The 23,013-nt window shown below is 69.0% G+C and carries 23 protein-coding genes; 14 read left to right on the top strand and 9 right to left on the bottom strand.

Annotated features, from left to right (window positions below):
• Positions 1–114 precede the first annotated feature (114 nt).
• Complete coding sequence (locus tag ACH4D5_RS13905; protein ID WP_398301816.1) at positions 115–2,907, top strand: transglycosylase domain-containing protein; 2,793 nt, start codon at positions 115–117, stop codon at positions 2,905–2,907.
• Between the two features lie 165 nt (positions 2,908–3,072).
• Entirely contained in the window at positions 3,073–4,596 is a 1,524-nt protein-coding gene (locus ACH4D5_RS13900) for a glycosyltransferase family 87 protein (protein WP_398301814.1), read from the top strand.
• Positions 4,597–4,738: 142 nt separating this feature from the next.
• Here ACH4D5_RS13900 and ACH4D5_RS13895 read toward each other — a convergent pair whose 3' ends face one another.
• The 3 genes from ACH4D5_RS13895 to ACH4D5_RS13885 all read right to left on the bottom strand — a co-directional run bounded on the left by ACH4D5_RS13895 (position 4,739) and on the right by ACH4D5_RS13885 (position 7,420).
• Positions 4,739–5,770: an alanine racemase gene (locus ACH4D5_RS13895; RefSeq protein WP_398301812.1), complete on the bottom strand. Its 1,032-nt coding sequence runs from the start codon at positions 5,768–5,770 to the stop codon at positions 4,739–4,741.
• Between the two features lie 66 nt (positions 5,771–5,836).
• On the bottom strand, positions 5,837–6,958 hold the full coding sequence (locus tag ACH4D5_RS13890) for a peptidoglycan bridge formation glycyltransferase FemA/FemB family protein (RefSeq protein WP_362988283.1): 1,122 nt from the start codon (positions 6,956–6,958) through the stop codon (positions 5,837–5,839).
• A 147-nt stretch (positions 6,959–7,105) separates the two neighbouring features.
• Positions 7,106–7,420: a hypothetical protein gene (locus ACH4D5_RS13885; protein ID WP_398301809.1), complete on the bottom strand. Its 315-nt coding sequence runs from the start codon at positions 7,418–7,420 to the stop codon at positions 7,106–7,108.
• A 265-nt stretch (positions 7,421–7,685) separates the two neighbouring features.
• Between ACH4D5_RS13885 and rpsF the strand changes: the two genes are divergently transcribed.
• The 4 genes from rpsF (at position 7,686) to rplI (ending at position 9,440) form a co-directional block, all read left to right on the top strand.
• Positions 7,686–7,976 (top strand): 30S ribosomal protein S6, encoded by a 291-nt coding sequence (gene rpsF / locus ACH4D5_RS13880; RefSeq protein WP_016644628.1) that lies wholly within the window; start codon positions 7,686–7,688, stop codon positions 7,974–7,976.
• Positions 7,977–8,054: 78 nt separating this feature from the next.
• Positions 8,055–8,651 (top strand): single-stranded DNA-binding protein, encoded by a 597-nt coding sequence (locus ACH4D5_RS13875; protein WP_150169892.1) that lies wholly within the window; start codon positions 8,055–8,057, stop codon positions 8,649–8,651.
• A gap of 87 nt (positions 8,652–8,738) precedes the next feature.
• A complete protein-coding gene (gene rpsR, locus ACH4D5_RS13870) occupies positions 8,739–8,975 on the top strand; it encodes a 30S ribosomal protein S18 (RefSeq protein WP_003949403.1) in 237 nt (78 codons plus the stop codon).
• Positions 8,976–8,993: 18 nt separating this feature from the next.
• Positions 8,994–9,440, top strand: a complete 447-nt coding sequence (rplI, locus tag ACH4D5_RS13865) for a 50S ribosomal protein L9 (RefSeq protein ID WP_398301807.1) — start codon at positions 8,994–8,996, stop codon at positions 9,438–9,440.
• 116 nt (positions 9,441–9,556) lie between these two features.
• On the opposite strand, the gene ACH4D5_RS13860 is transcribed toward rplI, so the two are convergent.
• Complete coding sequence (locus tag ACH4D5_RS13860; protein ID WP_398301805.1) at positions 9,557–10,894, bottom strand: MATE family efflux transporter; 1,338 nt, start codon at positions 10,892–10,894, stop codon at positions 9,557–9,559.
• A gap of 460 nt (positions 10,895–11,354) precedes the next feature.
• Here ACH4D5_RS13860 and dnaB point away from each other — a divergent pair, with 460 nt between their 5' ends.
• The 3 genes from dnaB (at position 11,355) to ACH4D5_RS13845 (ending at position 14,507) form a co-directional block, all read left to right on the top strand.
• The gene (gene dnaB, locus ACH4D5_RS13855; protein ID WP_030780096.1) at positions 11,355–12,830 is read left to right on the top strand and encodes a replicative DNA helicase; all 1,476 of its coding nucleotides are present in this window, start codon (positions 11,355–11,357) and stop codon (positions 12,828–12,830) included.
• A 145-nt stretch (positions 12,831–12,975) separates the two neighbouring features.
• A complete protein-coding gene (locus ACH4D5_RS13850) occupies positions 12,976–13,581 on the top strand; it encodes a TetR/AcrR family transcriptional regulator (RefSeq protein WP_398301802.1) in 606 nt (201 codons plus the stop codon).
• Positions 13,581–14,507: an alpha/beta fold hydrolase gene (locus tag ACH4D5_RS13845; protein WP_398301800.1), complete on the top strand. Its 927-nt coding sequence runs from the start codon at positions 13,581–13,583 to the stop codon at positions 14,505–14,507. Before ACH4D5_RS13850 ends, ACH4D5_RS13845 begins: the two co-directional genes overlap by 1 nt.
• A 36-nt stretch (positions 14,508–14,543) precedes the next feature.
• Here ACH4D5_RS13845 and ACH4D5_RS13840 read toward each other — a convergent pair whose 3' ends face one another.
• Positions 14,544–15,296: a dienelactone hydrolase family protein gene (locus tag ACH4D5_RS13840; protein ID WP_398301799.1), complete on the bottom strand. Its 753-nt coding sequence runs from the start codon at positions 15,294–15,296 to the stop codon at positions 14,544–14,546.
• 123 nt (positions 15,297–15,419) lie between these two features.
• Complete coding sequence (locus tag ACH4D5_RS13835) at positions 15,420–16,373, bottom strand: SDR family NAD(P)-dependent oxidoreductase (protein WP_398301797.1); 954 nt, start codon at positions 16,371–16,373, stop codon at positions 15,420–15,422.
• An 83-nt stretch (positions 16,374–16,456) separates the two neighbouring features.
• On the opposite strand from ACH4D5_RS13835, the gene ACH4D5_RS13830 reads away from it, so the two are divergent.
• The 3 genes from ACH4D5_RS13830 (at position 16,457) to ACH4D5_RS13820 (ending at position 19,007) form a co-directional block, all read left to right on the top strand.
• Positions 16,457–16,999 (top strand): MerR family transcriptional regulator, encoded by a 543-nt coding sequence (locus tag ACH4D5_RS13830; protein WP_398301795.1) that lies wholly within the window; start codon positions 16,457–16,459, stop codon positions 16,997–16,999.
• A 63-nt stretch (positions 17,000–17,062) separates the two neighbouring features.
• Positions 17,063–17,527: a carboxymuconolactone decarboxylase family protein gene (locus ACH4D5_RS13825; protein WP_398301793.1), complete on the top strand. Its 465-nt coding sequence runs from the start codon at positions 17,063–17,065 to the stop codon at positions 17,525–17,527.
• 103 nt (positions 17,528–17,630) lie between these two features.
• Complete coding sequence (locus ACH4D5_RS13820) at positions 17,631–19,007, top strand: serine hydrolase domain-containing protein (RefSeq protein WP_398301791.1); 1,377 nt, start codon at positions 17,631–17,633, stop codon at positions 19,005–19,007.
• A 92-nt stretch (positions 19,008–19,099) separates the two neighbouring features.
• Here the strand turns inward: ACH4D5_RS13820 and ACH4D5_RS13815 are convergent, their stop codons facing one another.
• Positions 19,100–19,552 (bottom strand): GNAT family N-acetyltransferase, encoded by a 453-nt coding sequence (locus ACH4D5_RS13815; RefSeq protein ID WP_398301789.1) that lies wholly within the window; start codon positions 19,550–19,552, stop codon positions 19,100–19,102.
• Positions 19,553–19,654: 102 nt separating this feature from the next.
• A complete protein-coding gene (locus tag ACH4D5_RS13810) occupies positions 19,655–20,113 on the bottom strand; it encodes a MarR family winged helix-turn-helix transcriptional regulator (protein ID WP_398301787.1) in 459 nt (152 codons plus the stop codon).
• A gap of 139 nt (positions 20,114–20,252) precedes the next feature.
• Between ACH4D5_RS13810 and ACH4D5_RS13805 the strand changes: the two genes are divergently transcribed.
• Together ACH4D5_RS13805 and ACH4D5_RS13800 are read left to right on the top strand one after the other, a co-directional pair.
• Positions 20,253–21,461 carry an MFS transporter gene (locus tag ACH4D5_RS13805; protein ID WP_398301785.1) on the top strand — a complete coding sequence of 403 codons (1,209 nt, stop codon included), beginning with the start codon at positions 20,253–20,255 and terminating at the stop codon, positions 21,459–21,461.
• A gap of 94 nt (positions 21,462–21,555) precedes the next feature.
• Positions 21,556–21,987: a heme-binding protein gene (locus ACH4D5_RS13800; RefSeq protein ID WP_398301784.1), complete on the top strand. Its 432-nt coding sequence runs from the start codon at positions 21,556–21,558 to the stop codon at positions 21,985–21,987.
• A 103-nt stretch (positions 21,988–22,090) separates the two neighbouring features.
• On the opposite strand, the gene ACH4D5_RS13795 is transcribed toward ACH4D5_RS13800, so the two are convergent.
• The gene (locus ACH4D5_RS13795; protein WP_398301782.1) at positions 22,091–22,960 is read right to left on the bottom strand and encodes a GNAT family N-acetyltransferase; all 870 of its coding nucleotides are present in this window, start codon (positions 22,958–22,960) and stop codon (positions 22,091–22,093) included.
• Between the last annotated feature and the right edge of the window lie 53 nt (positions 22,961–23,013).

The raw sequence follows: 23,013 nt of genomic DNA, 5'->3' as shown, positions 1-23,013 counted from the left end.
CCGGTGTAGTGCGGGTGGGTTCCGGAACGGACGCATCCGCATTTCGGGGGGACCGGAAACCAGCCGCCGTTTCCAGGCGTGGACAGCTGCGCCTGCCCGAGGAGTAATCGTTCGATGAGCGAGCACCGTCGCAAACCGCCGCAGCCGCAGGGCGGCGGACGCGCCGCGGCCAGGCGAGGCGCCCCAGGAGCGCCGTCGGGCCGCCGCGCGGCCCCGCGGGGCTATACAGGATCGCCCTCTTCTTCTTATGGGGCGTCCGGTCCTTCTTATGGGGCGTCCGGTTCCGGGGCTCCTGACGAGGGGGGCCGACCGTACGGCGGCCGTGCCGAGGCCCGGCGCGCCGCGCAGCGCAGCGGATCTGTCGGTACGGGTGGCAGCCGTCGCAGGGCGCCCGACGGGGGTGGGCGCGGTGCCGGTGGTGGCCGTCGCGGCGGTGGCGGTGGCGGGGCCGGTGGCCCGGGCGGGGCAGGCCGCGGCAGGGGCCGTGGCGCCGAGCCTCCGCGCAAGAAGCGGTTCATCGACTACCCGCGCGCGGGCAAGAGCGGTGCCCGCCGCTGGGTCCCGTCGTGGCGCCTGGTCACCGGCATGTTCATCGGCTTCCTCGGCAGCTTGATGGCCGTCGCAGGCATCGCGTACGCCCTGGTGGAGGTGCCGGAGGTCGACAAGGCGGCCAAGGCCCAGAACAACGTGTACTACTGGGCCGACGGCAAGCAGATGGTCGCGACCGGTGGTGAGCGCAACCGCCAGATCATCGACTACGACGACATCCCGGCGGAGATGCGCTTCGCCGTCATGTCGGCGGAGAACAAGACGTTCGAGAAGGACAAGGGTGTCGACCCGATGGGCATCGCGCGTGCCCTGGTCAACATGGCCAAGGGCGGGCAGACCCAGGGTGGCTCGACCATCACCCAGCAGTACGTGAAGAACGCGCGCCTCGGTGATCAGTCGCAGACGTTCTCCAGGAAGTTCAAAGAGCTCTTCATCTCCATAAAGGTCGGCCGCCAGGTCTCCAAGGAAGACATCATGGCGGGGTACCTCAACACCGCCTATTACGGGCGTGGGGCCTATGGCATTCAGGCCGCCGCGCGGGCGTACTTCGGCAAGGAAGCCAGCGAGCTGGACCCCAGCCAGTGCGCTCTCCTCGCGACGGTGCTCAAGGGCGCCACGTACTACGACCCCGCCGGCTATCCCGAGATCGACCCCGCCGCCAACAAGGAGGACAACACCACTCGCGCCAAGAAGCGCTGGAAGTGGATCCTCGACGAGGAGGTCAAGGACGGCCACCTGACCGAGGAGCGGCGGGCCAAGTACACGGAATTCCCCAAGCTGCAGAATCCGCGCTCGAACGTGGACCTGGCGGGCCAGACCGGTTACCTCGTGGACCTGGCCAAGGCGTACGTCATCAGGAACACCAACATCACCGCCGAGCAGCTCCAGCAGGGTGGATACGAGATCCACACGACCTTCGACAGGAAGAAGGTCAAGGAGCTCGAGAAGGCGGTGAACAAGGTCCGCAAGGAGAAGATCAAGCCGAAGCTGCGTCCGGAGAAGGACACGCACGTCCAGTTCGGCGGCGCCTCCGTGGACCCGAAGGACGGCGCGATCAAGGCCATCTACGGCGGTGAGGACGCGACCAAGCACTTCACCAACAACGCGGACCAGACCGGTGCCCAGGTCGGTTCGACGTACAAGCCCTTCGTGCTGGCCGCCGCGTTCAAGTACGGCGTGCGTGACCCGGACGGCCCGGAACAGCAGACCGAGGTCGAGCGCACCATCGTCAACCCGAAGAGCCTGTACAGCGGCAAGAACGAGCTCAAGATCCAGAAGTACAACGGGCAGGTCTGGACGGACCGCGACGGCAAGCAGTGGAACCAGAAGAACGACGGAAACCAGTCGTACAACCCGCCCAGCTACCAGATCGATCTCCGTGAGGCGATGAGGGAGTCGGTCAACTCGGCGTATGTGCAGCTCGGCATGGACGTCGGCCTGGAGAAGGTCAAGGAGGCGGCCATGGACGCCGGCCTCAAGGACGACAGCTCCATGGCCGGTGCCACCTACCCGTCCTTCTCGCTCGGCACCTCGTCGCCGAGCGCCATCCGGATGGCCGGGGCGTACTCCACCTTCGCGGCGAGCGGCAAGCAGAACGAGCCCTACTCGGTCACGGAGGTCGAGCACGAGGGCGACACGGTCTACCGGCACGAGAAGGAGACCAAGCCGGCCTTCGACGCGGAGGTCGCCGACAACGTCACCGACGTGCTGCGCACCGTCGTGGACAAGGGCACGGGTACCTCGGCCCAGCTCTCCGGCCGCCAGGTCGCCGGCAAGACCGGTACGACCGACGGCAACAAGTCGGCCTGGTTCGTCGGCTACACCCCGCAGCTGTCGACGGCGGTGAGCATGTACCGGCTCGACGACGACGAGACCAACAAGAAGCGCAAGTTCCTGGAGATGTTCGGCACGGGAGGCGAGAAGAAGATCCACGGAGCCTCGTTCCCCGCGCAGATCTGGCAGGACTACATGGAGCAGGCGCTCAAGGGCCAGCCCGTGAAGAACTTCCCGGTGCCCGGGCCGATCGGCAAGGTGGTCGGCGAGACTCCGCCCCCGCCGCCGTCCCCGACGGAGACCGAGGAGGAGCCGGAGAAGACCACGTCACCGACGCCCACGGAGACCGAGTCCTCGAAGCCTCCGACGAAGTCGCCGGACCCCGAGGAGTCCTGTGATCCGCTGGACTGGGACTGCAACGACGACGGCGGCCAGGAGAACGGTGGTGGTGCCGCCGACGGCGGCGTCGGCGGCGGTCCCGGCGGCGAGTCGCCACCGCCGACGGATGACCCAGCCGGGGGCGGAGCCAACCACGGCAACGAGAACGGGGGCGGTGGCGGCTTCATCGCCGGCCCGAGGGGCTGAGCCAGTCCCGCCGGGGTGATTCGGCGGGCCGCCGAGGACTCCCCCGCGCCCCCCCCGCGCCCCCCCACGTCCCCCGCGGATGTTTCACGTGAAACGAGGGCCGTCGCACCGATGGGTGCGGCGGCCCTCTCCGTGTTCTCAGGCGCGTACGGCAGGATGGCGGGCATGCCCAGTGCAGACCCCAGCGCAGAGACGCCGCGCACGAGCACGTACGAGCCCGTGAGCCAGGAGCCGGAGCCGGTACGGCCCACGAAGGAGGACGAGGTCGCCCGGGCCGGCAGCGAGCTGATCGGAGGCCCGGTCGGCCGGAGAGTGCTGTTCGCGGCGACGTGGTGGACTCCCGTGCGCGTCATCGCACTCGTCGCGCTCGGGATGTTCGCACTCGGAATGATCCAGAAAATGCCGTGCTACAACGGCGCGTGGTTCTTCGGAGCGAGCTCGCAGTACACGCACGCGTGTTACTCCGACATCCCGCACCTCTACCAGGGACGTGGCTTCGCCGACGGTCTCGTGCCGTACTTCGACAAGCTGCCCGGCGACATGGAGTACCTCGAGTATCCGGTCCTCACCGGGGTGTTCATGGAAGTGGCCTCCTGGGTCACTCCTGGCAGCGGCTCCATCCAGCACCAGGAAAAGATCTACTGGATGGTCAACGCCGGGATACTGATGGCCTGCACAGCGGTCATCGCCGTGTGCGTCGCGCGCACCCACCGGCGCCGCCCCTGGGACGCGCTGCTCGTCGCTCTCGCCCCGGCCTTCGCGCTGACGGCCACCATCAACTGGGACCTCCTCGCGGTGGCTCTCACGGCCGCCGCGATGCTGATGTGGGCACGCGCGCGTGCGCTGGCCTTCGGTGTGCTCCTCGGGCTCGCGACGGCCGCCAAGCTCTATCCCGTGCTCATCCTCGGACCGCTGCTGATCCTGTGCTGGCGCGCGGGCAGATGGCGGCAGTTCGGGACCGCGCTGCTCGGCACGGCGGGCGCCTGGCTGCTCGTCAACCTGCCGGTGATGCTGCTCGCGAGCGACGGCTGGTCGAAGTTCTACACGTTCAGCCAGGAGCGTGGCGTCGACTTCGGGTCCTTCTGGCTGATCCTCTCCCAGCGCATGGACTCCCCGCTGACCACCGACACGGTGAACACCCTGGCGGCGGTGATGATGCTCCTCGCCTGCCTGGGCATCGGCGCGCTCGGCCTCATGGCACCGCGGCGCCCGCGCTTCGCGCAGCTCGCCTTCCTGGTGGTCGCGGCCTTCATCATCACCAACAAGGTCTACTCACCGCAGTACGTCCTGTGGCTGATCCCCCTCGCCGCGCTCGCCCGGCCGCGCTGGCGCGACTTCCTGGTCTGGCAGGCGTGCGAGGTCGCGTACTTCCTCGGGATCTGGATGTACTTGGCGTACACGACGAGCGGAGACGCCCACAAGGGGCTGCCGACCGAGGGCTACCAACTGGCCATCGGCATCCACTTGTTGGGAACGCTGTACCTGTGTGCCGTGGTCGTACGCGACATCCTGATGCCGGAGCGGGACGTGGTGCGGCAGGCCGGTGACGACGACCCCTCGGGGGGTGCTCTGGACGGGGCTCGGGACGTCTTCGTCCTGGGGGTCGAGGGCCGTGCGGCGCGGACCGAGATGCGCTCCGCCGAGGCGCCCGCCGTGCGGTGGGGTTCCTCGGCCGATCTCTCACGCTGAGGCTCTGAAAGGGCACTCTGCCCGTGCGTTCGCCCTGAGCGAACACGTGCGGACTCGGCACGCGGAAGGGCCGGTACGACTCGTCGTCGTGCCGGCCCTTCCGCATGCTGGAGCGGCCTGTCTCAGCGGCCTACGTTCCGTCTCAGCGGTCGACCATCCGGTCGAACTGCGTGGTGGTGTGCCGCAGGTGGGCCACCAGTTCCTCGCCGACCTTCGGCTCCGGGGCGTCGGAGGGGACGAAGAGGATCGAGACCTGCATGTGCGGCGGCTCCGCGAACCAGCGCTGCTTGCCCGCCCAGACGAACGGCGACAGGTTGCGGTTGACCGTCGCGAGACCCGCGCGGGCCACACCCTTGGCGCGCGGCATCATGCCGTGCAGCGCCTTCGGGGCCTCCAGGCCGACACCGTGCGAGGTGCCGCCGGCGACCACGACCAGCCAGCCGTCGGACGCGGCCTTCTGCTGGCGGTATCCGAAGCGGTCGCCCTTCGCGACGGCGGTGACGTCGAGGACGGCACCGCGGTACTCGGTGGCCTCGTGGTCGCCCAGCCAGAGGTTCGTGCCGATGCGGGCACGGAAGCGGGTCTGCGGGAACTGCTGCTGCAAGCGGGCGAGTTCATGAGCCTTGAGGTGGCTGACGAACATCGTGTGCAGCGGCAGCCGGGCCGCGCGCAGGCGGTCCATCCAGCCGATGACCTCCTCGACGGCGTCCGAGCCGTCGGTGCGGTCCAGCGGCAGGTGGATCGCGAAACCCTCGAGGCGTACGTCCTCGATGGCGGCGTGCAGCTGCGGGAGCTCCTGCTCGCTCACGCCGTGGCGCTTCATCGAGGACATGACCTCGATGACGACGCGGGCGCCCACGAGGCCGTGTACGCCGTCGAGCGACGACACCGACCGGATGACGCGGTCGGGCAGCGGCACCGGCTCCTCGCCCCGCCGGAACGGCGTCAGGACCAGCAGGTCACCGCTGAACCAGTCCTTGATCCGGGCGGCCTCGTAGGTGGTGCCCACGGCGAGGATGTCGGAGCCGAAACGCGTTGCTTCCTCGGCGAGGCGCTCGTGACCGAAGCCGTAGCCGTTGCCCTTGCAGACCGGGACGATGCCCGGGAACTGCTCCAGCAGGTGCTTCTGGTGTGCCCGCCAGCGCGCGGTGTCGACATAGAGCGTGAGCGCCATGGCTGGATCCCGGAACCTTTCTCGTATCTGCGGTGTATCAGAGTTATGGAAGGAAATTGTGCGGGATCAGCGGCGCGACATGTAGATGTCGAGCGCCTTGTGCAGCAGCTTGTTGAGCGGGAAGTCCCACTCGCCGATGTACTCGGCGGCCTCACCGCCGGTGCCGACCTTGAACTGGATCAGACCGAAGAGGTGGTCGGTCTCGTCCAGCGAGTCGGAGATGCCGCGCAGGTCATAGACGGTGGCACCCATGGCGTACGCATCGCGGAGCATCCGCCACTGCATCGCGTTCGAGGGCCTGACCTCACGCCCGATGTTGTCCGACGCGCCGTAGGAGTACCAGACGTGCCCGCCGACGACCAGCATCGTCGCGGCCGACAGGTTCACGCCGTTGTGCCGCGCGAAATACAGCCGCATGCGGTTGGGGTCCTCGGAGTTGAGGGCCTGCCACATCTGCTGGAAGTAGCCGAGCGGCCGCGGGCGGAACTTGTCGCGCACCGCGGTGATCTCGTAGAGCCGCTGCCACTCGGGCAGGTCGTAGTAGCCGCCCTGGACGACCTCGACACCGGCCTTCTCGGCCTTCTTGATGTTGCGCCGCCACAGCTGGTTGAAGCCCTTCTGGACCTCGTCCAGGGAGCGGTTGGCCAGCGGCACCTGGAAGACGAAGCGGGGCTGTACGTCACCGAAGCCGGCGCCGCCGTCCTCACCCTGCTGCCACCCCATCCGGCGCAACCGGTCGGAGACCTCGAAGGCCCGCGGCTCGATGTACGTCGCCTCGACGTCCCGCAGCCGCTTCACGTCCGGGTTCTGGATTCCGGCCTTGATCGCCGGAGCGTCCCAGCGGCGGATCACGACCGGCGGACCCATCTTCACGGAGAAGGCGCCCTGCTGCTTCAGATGCGCCAGCATCGGCTGCAGCCACTCGTCGAGGTTCGGGGCGTACCAGTTGATCACCGGCCCCTCGGGCAGGTACGCCAGATAGCGCTTCAGCTTGGGCAACTGCCGGTAGAGCACCAGGCCGGCACCGACCAGCTGGCCGGTCCTGTCGTCGAACCAGCCCAGGTTCTCCGAGCGCCATTCGCTCTTCACGTCAGCCCATGCGGGGACCTGGCAATGACTCGCCGACGGCAGTGTCTGGATATACGCCAGATGCTGCTCGCGACTGATGGTCCTCAGGGTCAGACTCATTCGGGGCGCTCCTCGGGCTGGTGTGTCCCCATGGGTACAGGGGCTCCGGCTCTCGCGCCGAAGCCTACTGCGCCCCGCGAGCGCCCCGTCTGGGCGTACGGAACTCGGGCCCCCGGCCGCGTGTGCGGCCGGGGTGCCGCGAGGCCGTCAGCCGATGATTCCGCCGAAGAGTCCGCCGTGTGCCATGCCCAGGAAGAAGCCGATCGCCGAAGCGCCGAGGCCCAGGATCAGACCGAAGCGTTCGCGGGTCGTCGCCGAGATGAGCTGGCCGTACGCACCTGTGGCGATCCCGATCAGGCCGGCCCACGAGCTGATCAGATGGAGGTTGTGGAACATCGCCGTCACGAAGGCGATCGCCCCGAGCACCAGGGTCACGCCGAGCAGCGCGTCCTGGAGCGGATGGGACTTGCCGTCCGTGGCGAAGAGGGAAGTGGCGGTGTTCGGTCGCATTACTTGTGCCATGTGAGGCACCTCCTGCGGAAGCGGCGCATCGTAGCGCCATACACACCCGATGTGTACAGATTCTGCCCGTCCCCCGCCGGATTTCAACCGGAAGCCTCGGTGCGGGTACTCTGTACCGTCTGCACCGGTGTCTGCCCTGGCCACAGCAAGAGCCCCCGCTCGCGGGAGCCGATTGTCAGTGGCGGCCGATACCGTTGCGTACGCATCACGACCCTCCTGCCACGGAACGACCGTGGCCGCTGAGTCCAAAGGAGGTGGGTTCCACATGCGTCACTACGAAGTGATGGTCATCCTCGACCCCGATCTCGAGGAGCGCGCTGTCTCCCCGCTGATCGAGAACTTCCTCTCCGTCGTCCGTGAGGGCAACGGAAAGGTCGAGAAGGTCGACACCTGGGGCCGTCGTCGTCTGTCCTACGAGATCAAGAAGAAGCCCGAGGGCATCTACTCGGTCATCGACCTGCAGGCCGAGCCTGCGGTCGTCAAGGAGCTCGACCGACAGATGAACCTGAACGAGTCGGTCCTCCGGACCAAGGTCCTCCGTCCCGAGATGCACTGAGCTTTCTAGCTCAGCAGCACCCGGGAATCGAGTAGCAGCAACAAGCAGCCAGCAGCAAACCCGCCGAGAGGTTCCCCCATGGCAGGCGAGACCGTCATCACGGTCGTCGGCAATCTTGTCGACGACCCCGAGCTGCGCTTCACCCCCTCCGGTGCGGCGGTCGCGAAGTTCCGTGTCGCGTCCACCCCCCGCACCTTCGACCGCCAGACGAACGAGTGGAAGGACGGCGAGAGCCTCTTCCTCACCTGCTCGGTCTGGCGTCAGGCGGCGGAGAACGTCGCGGAGTCGCTCCAGCGAGGCATGCGCGTCATCGTGCAGGGCCGGCTGAAGCAGCGGTCCTACGAGGACCGTGAGGGCATCAAGCGCACGGTCTACGAGCTGGACGTCGAGGAAGTCGGCGCCAGCCTGAAGAACGCCACGGCCAAGGTCACCAAGACCACCGGTCGAGGCGGCCAGGGCGGTTACGGCGGCGGTGGCGGCGGCCAGCAGGGCGGCGGCTGGGGCGGTGGCTCCGGCGGCGGTCAGCAGCAGGGTGGCGGCGGTGCTCCCGCCGACGACCCCTGGGCGACCGGTGCGCCGGCCGGCGGCGGCCAGCAGCAGGGCGGCGGCGGTGGCGGCTGGGGCGGAAGCTCCGGCGGCTCCGGTGGCGGCTACTCGGACGAGCCCCCCTTCTAGGCCTCAGGGCCTGAGCCCCAGGGCTTTCAGGCCTCCGGGCCGAGGGTGGGCCGTAACCCCACTTCTTGATCACACAGGAGATACACCATGGCGAAGCCGCCTGTGCGCAAGCCTAAGAAGAAGGTCTGCGCTTTCTGCAAGGACAAGGTCACGTACGTGGACTACAAGGACACGAACATGCTGCGGAAGTTCATTTCCGACCGCGGCAAGATCCGTGCCCGCCGCGTGACCGGCAACTGCACGCAGCACCAGCGTGACGTCGCCACGGCCGTGAAGAACAGCCGTGAGATGGCGCTGCTGCCCTACACGTCCACCGCGCGATAAGGGAAGGGTGACCGACTAATGAAGATCATCCTCACCCACGAGGTCTCCGGCCTCGGTGCCGCCGGCGAGGTCGTAGACGTCAAGGACGGCTACGCCCGCAACTACCTGATCCCGCGGAACTTCGCGATCCGCTGGACCAAGGGTGGCGAGAAGGACGTCGAGCAGATCCGTCGTGCTCGCAAGATCCACGAGATCGCGACCATCGAGCAGGCCAACGAGGTCAAGGCCCAGCTCGAGGGCGTCAAGGTCCGCCTGGCCGTTCGCTCCGGCGACGCCGGTCGTCTCTTCGGTTCCGTCACCCCGGCCGACATCGCTTCGGCGATCGAGGCTGCCGGTGGTCCGAAGGTCGACAAGCGCCGTGTCGAGCTGGGCGCGCCGATCAAGACCCTGGGCGCCCACGCGACGTCCGTGCGTCTGCACCCCGAGGTTGCCGCGAAGGTCAACGTCGAGGTCGTCTCCGCCTAAGCACTGCGCTTGGCAGAGTTGAAGCAATCGTTGGGCCGTACCCCTCGGGGTGCGGCCCAACGTGTTTCTCGAAGGGTGCTGTTTCACGTGAAACAGGACTTCACGTGAAACAGGACTCAGCGCGTGGCGCCCGTGACGATCCAGCGGCCCGAGCGGGAGCGCAGCCACAAGGTCACCATGCGGACCGCCATCATCAGGGTCATCGCTCCCCACAGCGCGGTCAGGCCGCCGCCGAAGGTGGGGACGAGCAGGGCGACCGGGGTGAAGACCGCCAGCGTGACGATCATCGCCCAGGCGAGGTACGGTCCGTCGCCCGCACCCATCAGGACGCCGTCGAGGACGAAGACGATGCCGCAGACCGGCTGAGCGAGGGCGATCACGACGAGGGCGGGCAGCGCCGCGTCCTGGACGGTGGCATCGCTGGTGAACAGCGGGATGAACAGCGGCCGGGCGAGGACGACGAGCAGGCCGAGCACGACACCTGAGGCGATGCCCCACTGCACCATCCGACGGCAGACGGCGCGCGCGCCGTCCGGATCGTCGGCGCCCAGATAGCGTCCGATGATCGCCTGGCCGGCGATGGCGATGGCGTCGAGCGCGAAGGCCAGCAAACTCCACAGGGACAGAACGATCTGGTGGGCGGCGATGTCGGAGTCGCCGAGGCGGGCCGCCACCGCGGTCGCGATCATCAGGATGGCCCGCAGAGAGAGCGTGCGGACCAGGAGCGGCACACCGGCTTGGGCGCAGGCCCTTATCCCGGCGGCGTCGGGTCGCAGGGAGGCGCCGTGCCGCTTGGCGCCGCGGACGACGACGAAGAGGTAGACGGCGGCCATGCCGCACTGGGCGATGACGGTGCCCCAGGCGGAGCCGGCGATGCCGAGGTCGGCGCCGTAGACGAGACCGACGTTGAGGACGGCGTTGGCGACGAAGCCGCCGATCGCGACGTACAGCGGGGTCTTGGTGTCCTGTAGGCCGCGCAGCACACCGGTGGCGGCGAGCACGACGAGCATGGCCGGGATACCGAGCGAGGAGATCCGCAGATACGTGATGGCGTAGGGAGCCGCGGTGTCGGACGCGCCGAACAGGTCCACCAGGGCGGGGGCGGTGGGCAGGACCACGGCGATGACCGCGGCTCCGAGGAGCAGGGCGAGCCAGATGCCGTCCATGCCCTGCCGGATGGCGGCCTGGAGGTCGCCCGCACCGACCCTGCGGGCGACGGCGCCCGTAGTGGCGTACGCGAGGAAGACGAAGATGCTCACCGCGGTGGTGAGGAGCGCTGAGGCGACACCGAGACCGGCGAGCTGGGCGGTGCCGAGGTGTCCGACGATGGCGCTGTCGGCCAGGACGAAGAGGGGCTCGGCGACGAGCGCGCCGAAGGCGGGTACGGCGAGCGCGATGATCTCTCGGTCATGCCGTCGCCGAGCGGCCTTGGGCGCCGCGGGAGCCTGTGTCATGGACACCAATGTAATCTTCCACAGGTAAGAGATGCAATGTTCTTTAGACCCTTACCTGAGCCGTGGCTCGACGCCCCGTCGGGCGGGTTTTGCAACGATCTTGGTCCGAGTGGGAAAGTTTTTCTTCTGCACAGCCGGTGGATGGGAAAGTCGCAGGTCAGAAGCGGTTTCTCAAACTGGCTGAGTGCTTGTTCACAGGGCTGTCCACCGGGCCGTGCACAGGTTTCGCGGAGTTCTCCACAGCGTAGGGCCCGTCATCCACACCGCCTGTGGATAACCAGATTGGCTGACGGTGCCCACAGGCCTACCGTGGTCCGGCGCCCGCCTCGTCGTACGACCTCGGAAACCCCGGAAAACCGACGCGTCAGAACCGGAGTTGGGCCCCCTTATTTGTCAGTGTCGTGCCTTAGGAAAGAGGGGCACGGCGAGGTCCGCGCGGCGGACGGGAGGAGGTGGCCCGGTGAGTATCTCCGAGCCTTTGGACGACCCCTGGGCCGACAGCGGTCCCAGTGATCGTCTGCCCGTCTCCCGCCAGCGCCGCGACGGAGGCCGGGGCCGCGACGAGCAGCACGAGCGCGGTCGTGAGGGTGGCTGGGACGGCGGAGGTTCGTCGTTCGAGCGCGTCCCCCCGCAGGATCTCGACGCGGAGCAGTCGGTGCTCGGCGGCATGCTGCTCTCCAAGGACGCCATCGCCGATGTCGTCGAGGTGCTCAAGGGCCACGACTTCTACCGGCCCGCGCACGAGACGATCTACGCCTCGATCCTCGACCTCTACGCGAAGGGCGAGCCGGCCGACCCGATCACCGTGGCGGCCGAGCTCACCAAGCGCGGTGAGATCACCAAGGTCGGCGGCGCATCGTATCTGCATACCCTGGTCCAGACGGTCCCGACGGCGGCCAACGCCGAGTACTACGCGGAGATCGTCCACGAGCGCGCGGTGCTGCGCCGACTCGTCGAGGCCGGCACCCGCATCACCCAGATGGGGTACGCGGCCGACGGTGACGTCGACGAGATCGTCAACAGCGCCCAGGCCGAGATCTACGCGGTCACCGAGCAGCGCACCACCGAGGACTATCTGCCGCTCGGCGACATCATGGAGGGCGCTCTCGACGAGATCGAGGCGATCGGCTCGCGCTCGGGGGAGATGACCGGTGTGCCCACCGGCTTCACCGACCTCGACCAGCTCACCAACGGCCTGCACCCCGGCCAGATGATCATCATCGCGGCCCGCCCCGCCATGGGTAAGTCGACGCTGGCCCTCGACTTCGCACGCGCCTGTTCGATCAAGCACAACATGCCGAGCGTGATCTTCTCGCTCGAAATGGGGCGCAACGAGATCGCGATGCGCCTCCTGTCCGCCGAGGCCCGCGTGGCCCTGCACCACATGCGCTCCGGCACCATGACGGACGAGGACTGGACGCGCCTCGCCCGGCGCATGCCCGACGTCTCGGCCGCCCCCCTCTACATCGACGACTCCCCGAACCTGTCGATGATGGAGATCCGCGCCAAGTGCCGACGGCTCAAGCAGCGCAATGACCTGAAGCTCGTCGTCATCGACTATCTGCAGCTGATGCAGTCCGGCGGTTCGAAGCGGGCCGAGAGCCGCCAGCAGGAAGTCTCGGACATGTCGCGAAACCTGAAGCTCCTGGCCAAGGAGCTGGAACTGCCGGTGATCGCGCTCTCGCAGCTGAACCGTGGCCCCGAGCAGCGCACCGACAAGAAGCCCATGGTCTCCGACCTGCGTGAATCCGGCTCGATCGAGCAGGACGCGGACATGGTGATCCTGCTCCACCGCGAAGACGCGTACGAGAAGGAATCGCCTCGCGCGGGCGAGGCGGACATCATCGTCGGCAAGCACCGTAACGGCCCCACGGCGACGATCACCGTCGCCTTCCAGGGTCACTACTCGCGTTTTGTGGACATGGCACAGACCTGATCCCCGCACTGAGTTGCCCTCTCGGGCCACTCCCTTCTGGTCCTCTCCTCTCCTGCCTGTCCCTCTTCTGGCGTGTATGGCTTTCCTAGGGGTCCTAGGGGACCTAGGGTAAAACTAGGGCCTCAAGGATTCGGGGAGGGTGTGCATGGTGCGGGCCGGGCTGACAGCGGAGCGGGTGACGATCGCGGGCGCCGAGGTGGCGGACGACGTCGGGCTCGATCAGGTGACCATGGCGCAGGTGGCGCGGCGGCTGGGCGTGAAGGACGCGAGCCTCTACACGCACGTCCGCGGTCTGGAGGATCTGCGCGGCCGGATCGCGCTGCTGGCGGCGGACGAGAAGACCATTCGTATCGCTGAGGCGACCGCCGGTCTTGCGGGGCGTGACGCGCTGGTCGCGTTCGCCGACGCCTGGCGGGAGTACGCCCGTGAGCACCCGGGCCGCTACGCAGCGACGCAGACCTCGATCCAGATCGACCCCCAGCTGGCCGCGAAGGCGCCCGGGCCGCGGCGCGCGGTCGAGCTGACCTACGGCATGCTGCGCGGTTACGGCCTGGGCGAGCCCGATCTGACCGATGCGGTCCGGTTGCTGCGCAGCACGTTCCACGGGTTCGTCGCCTTGGAGGCGGCGGGCGGGTTCGGGCACGCGCGTGCGCCGCAGCGGTCGTGGGTCCGCGCGCTCGACGCCCTGCACACCCTCCTGGAGCACTGGCCTCCGTCCCAAGAACCTGCGTCCGGAGAAGGAGACTCCTGATGACCACGCCGACCATCGGCAGCCTGCGCGTGAAGGGCGCGACCCTCCACTACGAAGTGCGCGGTCAGGGCCCACTCCTGCTCCTGATCCCCGGCGGGACGGGCGGCGCGGCCTCCTTCGACGGCATCGTCGACGACCTGGCCACGGAGTACACCGTCGCGACCTACGACCCGCGTGGCATGTCCCGCAGCGCGCTGGATGACCCCGAGGCCGAGCAGCACGTGGCGGACCACGCCGATGACGCGTTCCGGGTGCTGGAGCTGCTGTCGCCCGCCGAGCCCGCTCGGGTGCTCGGCATCAGCTCGGGCGCGATCGTCGCCCTGCACCTGCTCACGGCTCATCCCGAACGCGTCGAACAGGTCGTGGCACACGAGCCACCGGTGGTGGAGGTCCTCCCGGACGCTCCCGAACACCGCATGCTTCTCGCACGTGTGCGGGAGACGTTCCGTACGCAAGGGCCCATGCCTGCGATGGCCGTGTTCGCTGCGGGGCTGAAGAAGGACGACGACACCAGCGAGCCGAAGGCCGACGCGAAGGGTGAGCAGGGGGCCGAACCGGAGGCCGGCCCACAGGCTGGGACGGAGGCCGAGGCGAAGGCTGGGACGGAGACCGAGGTGGAACTTCCGCCGCAAGCAGCGGCGCGGGCCGAGCAGACGATGGCCAACCTGCCGTACTTCGTCGGACGCATCGTGCCGAGCTTCATGTCCTACACCCCGGATCTCCACCGGCTTGAGGCGCTTTCGGGCCGCCTTGTTCTCGCCTGCGGTGAGGACTCACGCGGCGAGTTGCCGTACCGCCCAGCCGCACTGCTGGCCGAGCGTTTCGGCACGGAACTTCAGCACTTCCCGGGTGGGCACACCGGTCTGACCACGCACCCCGCCGAGTTCGCCGAATGCCTGCGGAAGGCCCTCCACACCTTCGCCTGACCCTGACCTCTCCCTGACCAGGATCCTGCTCCTGGCTCACTCCGTCAGGGGCAGGCACTCGGCGAGCAGGCCGACGATGTCGCGCCAGGCCCGTTGCGCGTGCAGCGGGTGGTGGCCGACGCCGGGGCGCACGGCGTGGTCGACCGGTGGGTGGTGGAAGGCGTGCAGGGCCCCGCCGTAGACGACGACACGCCAGTCGACGCCCGCAGCCTGCATCTCGGCGGTGAAGGCGTCCCGTTGCTCGGCGGGCATGATCGGGTCCTCCGACCCGACCCCGGCCCACACGGGGCAACGGATGTGTGCCGCCTCGCCCGGACGTCCCGTGGTCAGGGCGTTGATCGTCCCGATCGCCCGCAGGTCGACGCCGTCGCGGCCGAGTTCCAGGGCGATCGCGCCCCCGGTGCCGTAGCCGATGGCGGCGATCCGGTCGGGGTCCGTCCGGGGTTCGGCGCGCAGCACATCGAGTGCCGCGTGGCCGATCTCCCGCATCCGGTCCGGGTCGGCGAGCAGGGGCATCGCGTGCGCCAGCATCTCCTGTGGGTCGGCGAACCAGCGCCCGCCGTTGATGTCGAAGGCCAGCGCGACATACCCCAGCTCGGCAAGGGCGTCGGCCCGGCGGCGCTGGAAGTCGTTCAGACCCGTCCCTTCGGGCCCGATCAGGACTGCCGGCCGGCGGTCGTCTCCGGCGGGGAGGGCGAGGTGCCCGACCATCGTCAGACCGTCGGCCGGGTACTCGACCGTGCGTGTGGTGACCTTTGTGGCCGTTATAGGCGTTGGGGTCGTCGTCATGAGTCGGGACTGTAGTGATCGTCGACGTCCAGTCGGACCGATATCTCCTGTCGGCAGAACAGCGTGGGTGTATCGACCCTGGGGCGGGCACTATGGAGGGCTCTGATGCGAGGCCCCCACCGATCAGAAGGCGCTGAGTCCGCTGAGTTCGCAGGACAGGTCCCAGAGCCGGGCGGCCGCGTCCGGGTCGACGGCCCAGGGCTTGACGCCCCCGATCAGCATGTCGTCGCTGGTGGCCGGCTCGGCGATGTCGCAGTCCTGGCAGTACGCCCCGCCACGGCCCTCCAGCAGAGGCGAGGTCGCCGCCCACAGGGCTGTCGCCGCGCCCTGCTCGGGAGTCTTGAAGCCGGCGGCCGGTGTCCCGTCCTGAGTCACCCAGCCCTGCGCGAGCCACTCCTCGCGGGGGATGTGGCGTTGCAGCGGGGTGAGGATGCTGCCGGGGTGTACGGCGAAGGCATGCAGGCCGAGGTCGGAGCCGAGGCGGTCGAGGTGCAGGGCGAAGAGGGCGTTGGCGGTCTTGGACTGGGCGTAGGCCAGCCATCGGTCGTAGCCCGTGCGGAAGTGCGGGTCCGCCCAGCGGATGTCGGACAGGAAGTGACCGGAGGAAGCGACGGCCACGACACGGGCCCCGGCAGGCGCGAAGGCCGGGCGCAGGCGGTGGGCCAGCGCGAAGTGCCCGAGGTGGTTGACGGCGAAGTGCGCTTCCCAGCCGGGGCCGACGCGTGTCTCGGGGCAGGCCATCACACCCGCGCCGTTGATGAGGAGGTCGAGGAAGCGGCCGGTCTCCAGGAAGCGTTCGGCGAAGACGCGGACGCTCTCCAGATCCGCGAGGTCGAGGGCGTGCACCTCTGTCCCGGGAATACCACGCAGAGCGTCCTCGGCGGTCTCGGGGCGTCGGGCGGGGACGACGACGTGCGCACCCGCGCGGACCAGCGCGTGCGTCGTCGCGAGGCCGAGACCGGAGTACCCGCCGGTCACCAGAGCCGTGGCTCCTGCCAGGTCCCTGCCCGCGAGGACGTCGTCGGCCGTGCTGCGGGCGCTGAATCCGGAGCCGATCTTCTGCTGTTCGGTGATCATGCCGGCGACGCTAAAACCTAGAGTGCGAGCTAGGTCAAGACCATGGGGCAGGGGCCGGAGAAGGGGCCGAGTACGGTCGGGGCATGAGTGGGGATGCGGGCAATTCGCCCGGTGAATGGCCTGATGAGAGAACCGACGCAGTTGACCGTGCGGGGCTCGACGAGCCGGCGGCCCGCCTGCCGGACCAGGCGACGAACGAGCTGTCCATCGGGAAAGTCGCGGAGGCGACCGGCCTGAGCGTGCACGCGCTGCGGTTCTTCGAGCGTGAAGGGCTCTTCCTGCGCGAGATCCCGCGCTCCGGCGGCGGCCGACGCGTCTATGAACAGGCGGACGTGGACTGGCTCCTGCTGTGTGGGCGGCTGCGGGACTCGGGCATGCCGATCGCCACGATCAGGAGGTTCGCGACTCTCGTGCGTTCGGGACCGGGCAACGAGCCGGACCGCCTCGCGCTGCTCCAGGAGCACGAGCGCGCCGTACGCGCGAAGATCGACGACCTCGACGCCTGTCTGGAGGTCATCCACGGCAAGGTCGTCACCTACGAGCAGCACCTGCGTGTCGGGACGACCGCCGGGCTCTGGGCGCCCACGCCGCTCACACTCCCGCGTCGCGATTCGTCGATGCAGTGACGGACCACCACGGCGCCGCTGCGGCCGGCAGCGGCGCCGGGCAGACGCTTGAGGAGAAATCTCATGCAGGCTCGTATGCAGAACCCCGCCACGCTCATCCCTGAGGCCATGAAGGCCTTGCTGATCCTGTCGAAGGTCATCAGGAAGCAAGGTCTGCCCCAGGCGATCATCGAGCTGGTGCAACTGCGCGTGAGCCAGATCAACGGAAGCAGCGTCTGTGTGGCCGGGAACGCACGCAGTGCCGCCGCGGCGGGTGCCACCGTCGAGCAGCGCTCAGCAGTGGCCGCCTGGCGGAACACTCCCTGTTTCACCGATGCGGAACGCTCCGCCCTCGCCCTCGCGGAGGCCGCCACCCGCCTCGCCGACCGGCCAGACCCGGTGCCGACAGCGATCTGGGACGAGGCCGCGAAGCACTTCGACGAGCAGGAGTTGGCGGCGCTCGTCCTCGCCATCGGAGCGGCCAACATGTTCAACCGGATCAACATCGCGACGCGCCGAGTCGCCGGAGCACAGCCATGGGAGACCTGACGGGCCGGCGCCTTCAGGGCCTTGGGGCCGGAACTTCGGAGCCGTGGCGCCGGCACCTTCGAATTCGCTCGACGCACGCGCGTCTCCCAGGTGAACTGGTCCCATGACAACACCCCATGAAGAGCTGCTCCCCTCCACCCGTCGAGCCCTGCTGCACCGCGTCGCCACCGCGCAGGCGGAGGGCCGGACCCCGTCACTGGTCGCCGCGGTGGCCCGGGACGGCGCGTTGGTGTGGAGCGGCGGCCGCAGCATGGTGGACGGGCACGAGCCGGATGAGAACGTCCAGTACCGCATCGGTTCGATCACCAAGACCTTCACCGCCGTCCTGGTCATGCGGCTGCGCGACGAGGGTGTGCTGGACTTGGGCGACCCCTTGGAGAAGCACCTGCCGGGCACCGGCGCGGGGGAGGCCACGATCGCCGAACTCCTCGCGCACACCGGCGGGCTGGCCGCCGAGACTCCCGGCGAGTGGTGGGAGCGCACCCCCGGATCGACCCGCCCGGAGCTCACGGACGTCCTGGGGGACGAGCCCTTCAAGCACCCTGTCGGCCGACGTTTCCACTATTCCAACCCCGGCTATACGTTGCTCGGTTCTCTGGTGGAGGCCTTGCGGGGCGCCCCATGGGAGGAAGTGCTCCGCCGGGAAGTGCTGGAGCCGCTCGGGCTGAGCCGCACGAGTGCTCAGCCGCAGGACCCGCACGCCGGCGGCTGGGCCGTGCATCCCTGGGCGGACGTGATGATGCCGGAGCCCGTCGAGGATTTGGGGCTGATGGCTCCGGCCGGTCAGCTGTGGTCCACGACGGCGGATCTGGTGCGCTTCGGATCGTTCCTGGTGAAGGGCGACGACCGGGTTCTCAGCGCGGATTCCGTACGGGAGATGCGGACGCCGTCGGCCCCGCTGCCGACGGGGGAATGGGACCGGGCGTACGGCCTGGGCGTGGACCTGCTGCGGGGGGAGAAGGGCACTCTGGCCGGGCACGGAGGGTCGCTGCCCGGCTTCCTCGCCGCCCTGTGGGTGAGCGAGGCAGACGGCATCGCCGCGGTCGCGCTCGCCAACTGCACATCGGGGCCGCCGGTGGCGGCGCTGACCGTGGACTTGGTGAAGATCGTGGCCGATGCGGAGCCGCGCATCCCGGAGCCGTGGCGACCGCTCCCCGAAGTCGACGACAAGGTACTGGAGTTGGCGGGTCCCTGGTACTGGGGGACTCAGGTGCTCGCGCTTCGCCTGACGGCCGACGGCGGGGTGGAGATCGGACCGCTGTCCGGGTGGGGGCGCCAGGCCCGGTTCCGGCCCAACGGCGACGGCACGTGGACGGGACTCAACGGGTACTACGCCGGAGAGCTGCTGCGGGCGGTACGGCGGCCGGACGGCTCGGTGAGCCACCTCGACCTGGGTTCGTTCGTCTTCACACGTAAGCCGTACGACGAGGAGGCGTCGGTGCCGGGCGGTGTGGACCCGCAGGGGTGGCGCGGCTTCTAGTTCTGGGCGGTGCGCAGGTCTGTTTCACGTGAAACGGCGAACGTTTCACGTGAAACAGCGCGACCGCGCACGACAGCCCCGCAGGAACGGCCTCAGAGCTGCAGCTTGAAGCCCACGTGTGACGCCGTGAAGCCGAGCCGCTCGTAGAAACGGTGGGCGTCGGTGCGCGTGGCGTCTGAGGTCAGCTGCACCAACTGGCAGCCTTGACGCCGGGATTCGTCGACGGCCCACTCGATGAACTGCGTGCCGAGGCCGCTGCCGCGCTCGTCGGCGTGGACCCGCACTCCCTCGATGATCGAGCGGGTGGCGCCCTTCCGGGAGAGCCCCGGAACGATCGTGAGCTGGAGTGTGCCGACGACGCGCCCTTGGCGCTCGGCGACGACCAGGTGCTGGTTCGGGTCGCTCGCCAGCCGCTCGAACGCCGTCACGTATGGAGCGAGGTCGTCCGGCGATTCGCGCGAGGCGCCCAGCGGGTCATCGGCGAGCATGCCCACGATGGCGGGCAGATCCGCGGCGACAGCAGGGCGTATTTCAAGATCTCCCATGGGCGCAGCCTATTCCCGCGGCCGCGGCAATTCCCATGGCCGCAGCCAATTCCTACGGGCGCAGCCCCTGCGGAGGCGGTGCGGAGGCCACGGCCCGCGGCCTCACGCCGGTACGCGCAGTGTCTTGACGGCCTTGACCAGCGGGGCGAGCTCGGGATTCCGGGCGGCCTCGTCGAGCGCCTCCCGTAGGGCGGCGTCGTTGGTGGGACGCGCTTCGGCGAGCAGCGCGGCGCCGGCTTCGCTGACGTCCGTGTAGATGCCGCGGCGGTCGGTGGGGCACAGGTAGCGGGCCAGCAGGCCGCGCTCCTCGAGCCGGGTCACCAGGCGGGTGGTCGCGCTCTGGCTGAGCACCACGGCGTCGGCGACCTGCTTCATCTGCAGATGACCGCCTTCGCCGTCGTGCTGACGGTTGAGGACGTCGAGAAGGCTGTACTCCCGCACGCTGAGGCCGTGCTTGGTCTGGAGGGCGCGCTCGACGTGAGCCTCGATCTTCCCGTGGAGCAAGGAGAGGGCGCACCAGCTCTGAGCGAGCGCGGTGAGTGCGGGGTCGGTCGCTGTCATGGCTCTTGTTCCTCCGTCCCGGAGCGGCTGCACCCAGAGTAATCCACCGATGCAATATCCAGCGGTTGCAAGTAGCCCGCGTCTGCAACTATTGTGGACGCACGTTAAGCGCACCTGCAATCGTTTGGAAGGTAGATCCATGCCTCTCGCGCTTCTGGCCCTCGCGATCGGGGCCTTCGGAATCGGGACCACCGAGTTCGTGATCATGGGGCTGCTTCCCGAGGTCGCGGGTGACTTCGGTGTCTCCATTCCCACCGCCGGCTTCCTCGTGACCGGCTACGCCCTCGGCGTCGTGCTCGGCGCTCCCCTGATGACCGCCCTCGGTACCCGCATCCCGCGCAAGCGGATGCTGATGTTGCTCATGGGCCTCTTCGTCGTCGGCAACCTGCTCTCCGCCGTGGCCCCGGTCTTCGGCGTGATGCTGGCCGGCCGCGTCGTCGCCTCACTCGCCCACGGTGCCTTCTTCGGCATCGGCTCGGTCGTCGCGGCCGAACTGGTCGCCCCCGAGAAGAAGGCCGGCGCGATCGCCATGATGTTCTCGGGCCTCACCGTGGCCAACGTGGTCGGTGTTCCGCTCGGTACGCTCGTCGGCCAGGCCATCGGCTGGCGCGTCACCTTCGTGATCGTCGCCGCCCTCGGCGTCCTCGGCCTCTTCGGCATCGCCAAGCTCGTACCGGACCTGTCCAAGCCCGAAGGCGTGCGGCTGCGCGACGAATTGGGTGCCTTCCGCAACGTACAGGTGCTGCTCGCCATGGCGATGACGGTCCTGGGCTTCGGCGGTGTCTTCGCGGCCATCACCTACATCACGCCGATGATGACGGACGTCGCCGGTTACGCGGACTCCTCCGTCACCTGGCTGCTCGTCCTCTTCGGGCTCGGCATGGTCGGCGGCAACCTCATCGGGGGGCGATTCGCGGACCGTGCGCTGATGCCGATGCTGTACGTGGCACTGGGCGCCCTCGCCGTCGTGCTCGGCCTGTTCACCCTCACCGCCCACAACAAGATCGCGGCCGCCGTGACCGTCCTGTTGATCGGCGCGCTGGGCTTCGCGACCGTGCCGCCCCTGCAGAAGCGGGTCCTGGACTACGCGTCGGGCGCCCCGACGCTCGCCTCCGCGGTCAACATCGGCGCCTTCAACCTGGGCAACGCGCTGTCGGCCTGGCTCGGTGGCCTCGTCATCTCCGCAGGCTTCGGCTACACCGCCCCGAACTGGGTCGGCGCGGTGCTCGCCGCTTCCGCCCTCGTCCTGGCCCTCGTCTCGGCCGCCCTGGAGCGCCGCTCCGGCGGCCCGAGCCTGGTCGTGACGGGTGCGGCGCCGACAGAGCAGCGCACGCCCGTCCACCACTGACCGGCCCCGGCTCCCGGGCGCCACTCGTCACCCCCAGCCACTCCTCCCTCCCCCCCCACACCACCCGCACCACCCGCAAGGAGAAAGACCCCTCATGAGCACCACCAAGACCACCGCCGCTGTCGCTCCGCTCACCATCGAGGACGCCGAGGCGCTCGTCTCTACGGCCCGCCGCGCGGCCGAGGAGGCCGGTGTCACGGTCAGCGTCACCGTCCTGGACGCGGGAGGCCACCTCCTCGCCTTCCGGCGTGACGACCGGGCTGTGCTGATCTCCGGCGAGACCAGCACCCGCAAGGCGTACACCGCGCTTCAGCTGGACGCCCCCACCGCCGACCTCGTCGACGCGGTGCAGCCGGGCGGCCTCTTCCACACCCTGCCCACCGCCCTCGACCGCCCGCTGCTCTTCATCGCGGGCGGGGTGCCGGTCCACCGTGACGGTCGCCTGATCGGTGCCGTCGGCGTGGGCGGCGGAGCCCCGCAGCAGGACCACGGCTTCGCTACGGCGGCCGTCGAGGCCCTCGCGTAAAGCGGGTCAGGCGTAAGGCTCGCGACGCGCTTACGCGCAACGTGTGTGCCGAAAGGCCCGCCCCGGGCAACGCCGGGGCGGGCCTTTCCGCGTTGCTTGCGAATCAGCCCGCCGCGACCGTCAGCGGTGCGAAGCGGCGCGTCCAGTCCCCGGGCAGTTCCGGCGTGCCGTACGCCATCACGGCGTTGAAAGCGATGGGCTCGAGGCCGTTCTCCTTCACCCATGCCAGCAGTTCGGTGTGCCGCACGTCGATGTCGGTTCGCAGAGGGCGGTCGGTACCGGTGCCGAGCGAGGTGATGAGGGCCTTCGCGGTCTCGGTGTCCCGCGCGACGAGCGGGCCCACGACATGGGTGTCCATGTTGGGCCAGGCCCCCGCGTAGCCGATGATCTCGCCGCCGGCCTCCGCGACCCGCAGCTGGTCCGTGAAGGCGGGGAGGCGGGTGATCACATGCATGCGGTCATGGCCGAACACCTCGGTGTCGAGCCGGAGGATGGCGCTGAGGTCCTCCGCGGTGGCCGGCCTGGTGGCGATGCCGGGCTCGGAGCCCACCGCGGTGAAGCGTCCCATGACCATCTCGGCCCGGCCGATCACCTTGAAGCCGAGCTGCTCGTAGAGCGGGCGTCCGGTCGGTGTCGCGTGGAGGGTGAGCGGGGTGGTGGCCGCCTCCTCGATGGCGTACTGCATCAGTCGACGGCCGATGCCCCGGCGGGCGTACCGCTCGGCGACGAGAACCATGCCGATCGCCGCGAGGGCGGGGCGGTGGAGAGGGCCGTACTGGGTCACTACATAGGCACCGATGAGGCTGTCGCCGTCGGGGTCGTCGATGCCGTAACCCGTTCCGGCCGACAGCAGCAGACCCCACTTGTGTTCTTCACGGGGCCAGCCCCGGTCCTCGGACAGATCGGCGCAGGCCTTGAGGTCGCGGGGGGTCAGTCGGCGGATGGGCAGTGCGGAGAGGGAAGGTGTCGACACGCGGGTCAGGCTGTCTGACGTACAACCTCGGCGTCCACCCGTTTGTGGGCAGA

This window comes from Streptomyces sp. NPDC018029, from assembly GCF_044327655.1.
Taxonomy (GTDB): Bacteria; Actinomycetota; Actinomycetes; order Streptomycetales; family Streptomycetaceae; genus Streptomyces.
The sequence above is the reverse complement of the archived record's forward strand: the minus strand, read 5'-3'. Positions and strand labels throughout refer to the sequence as shown.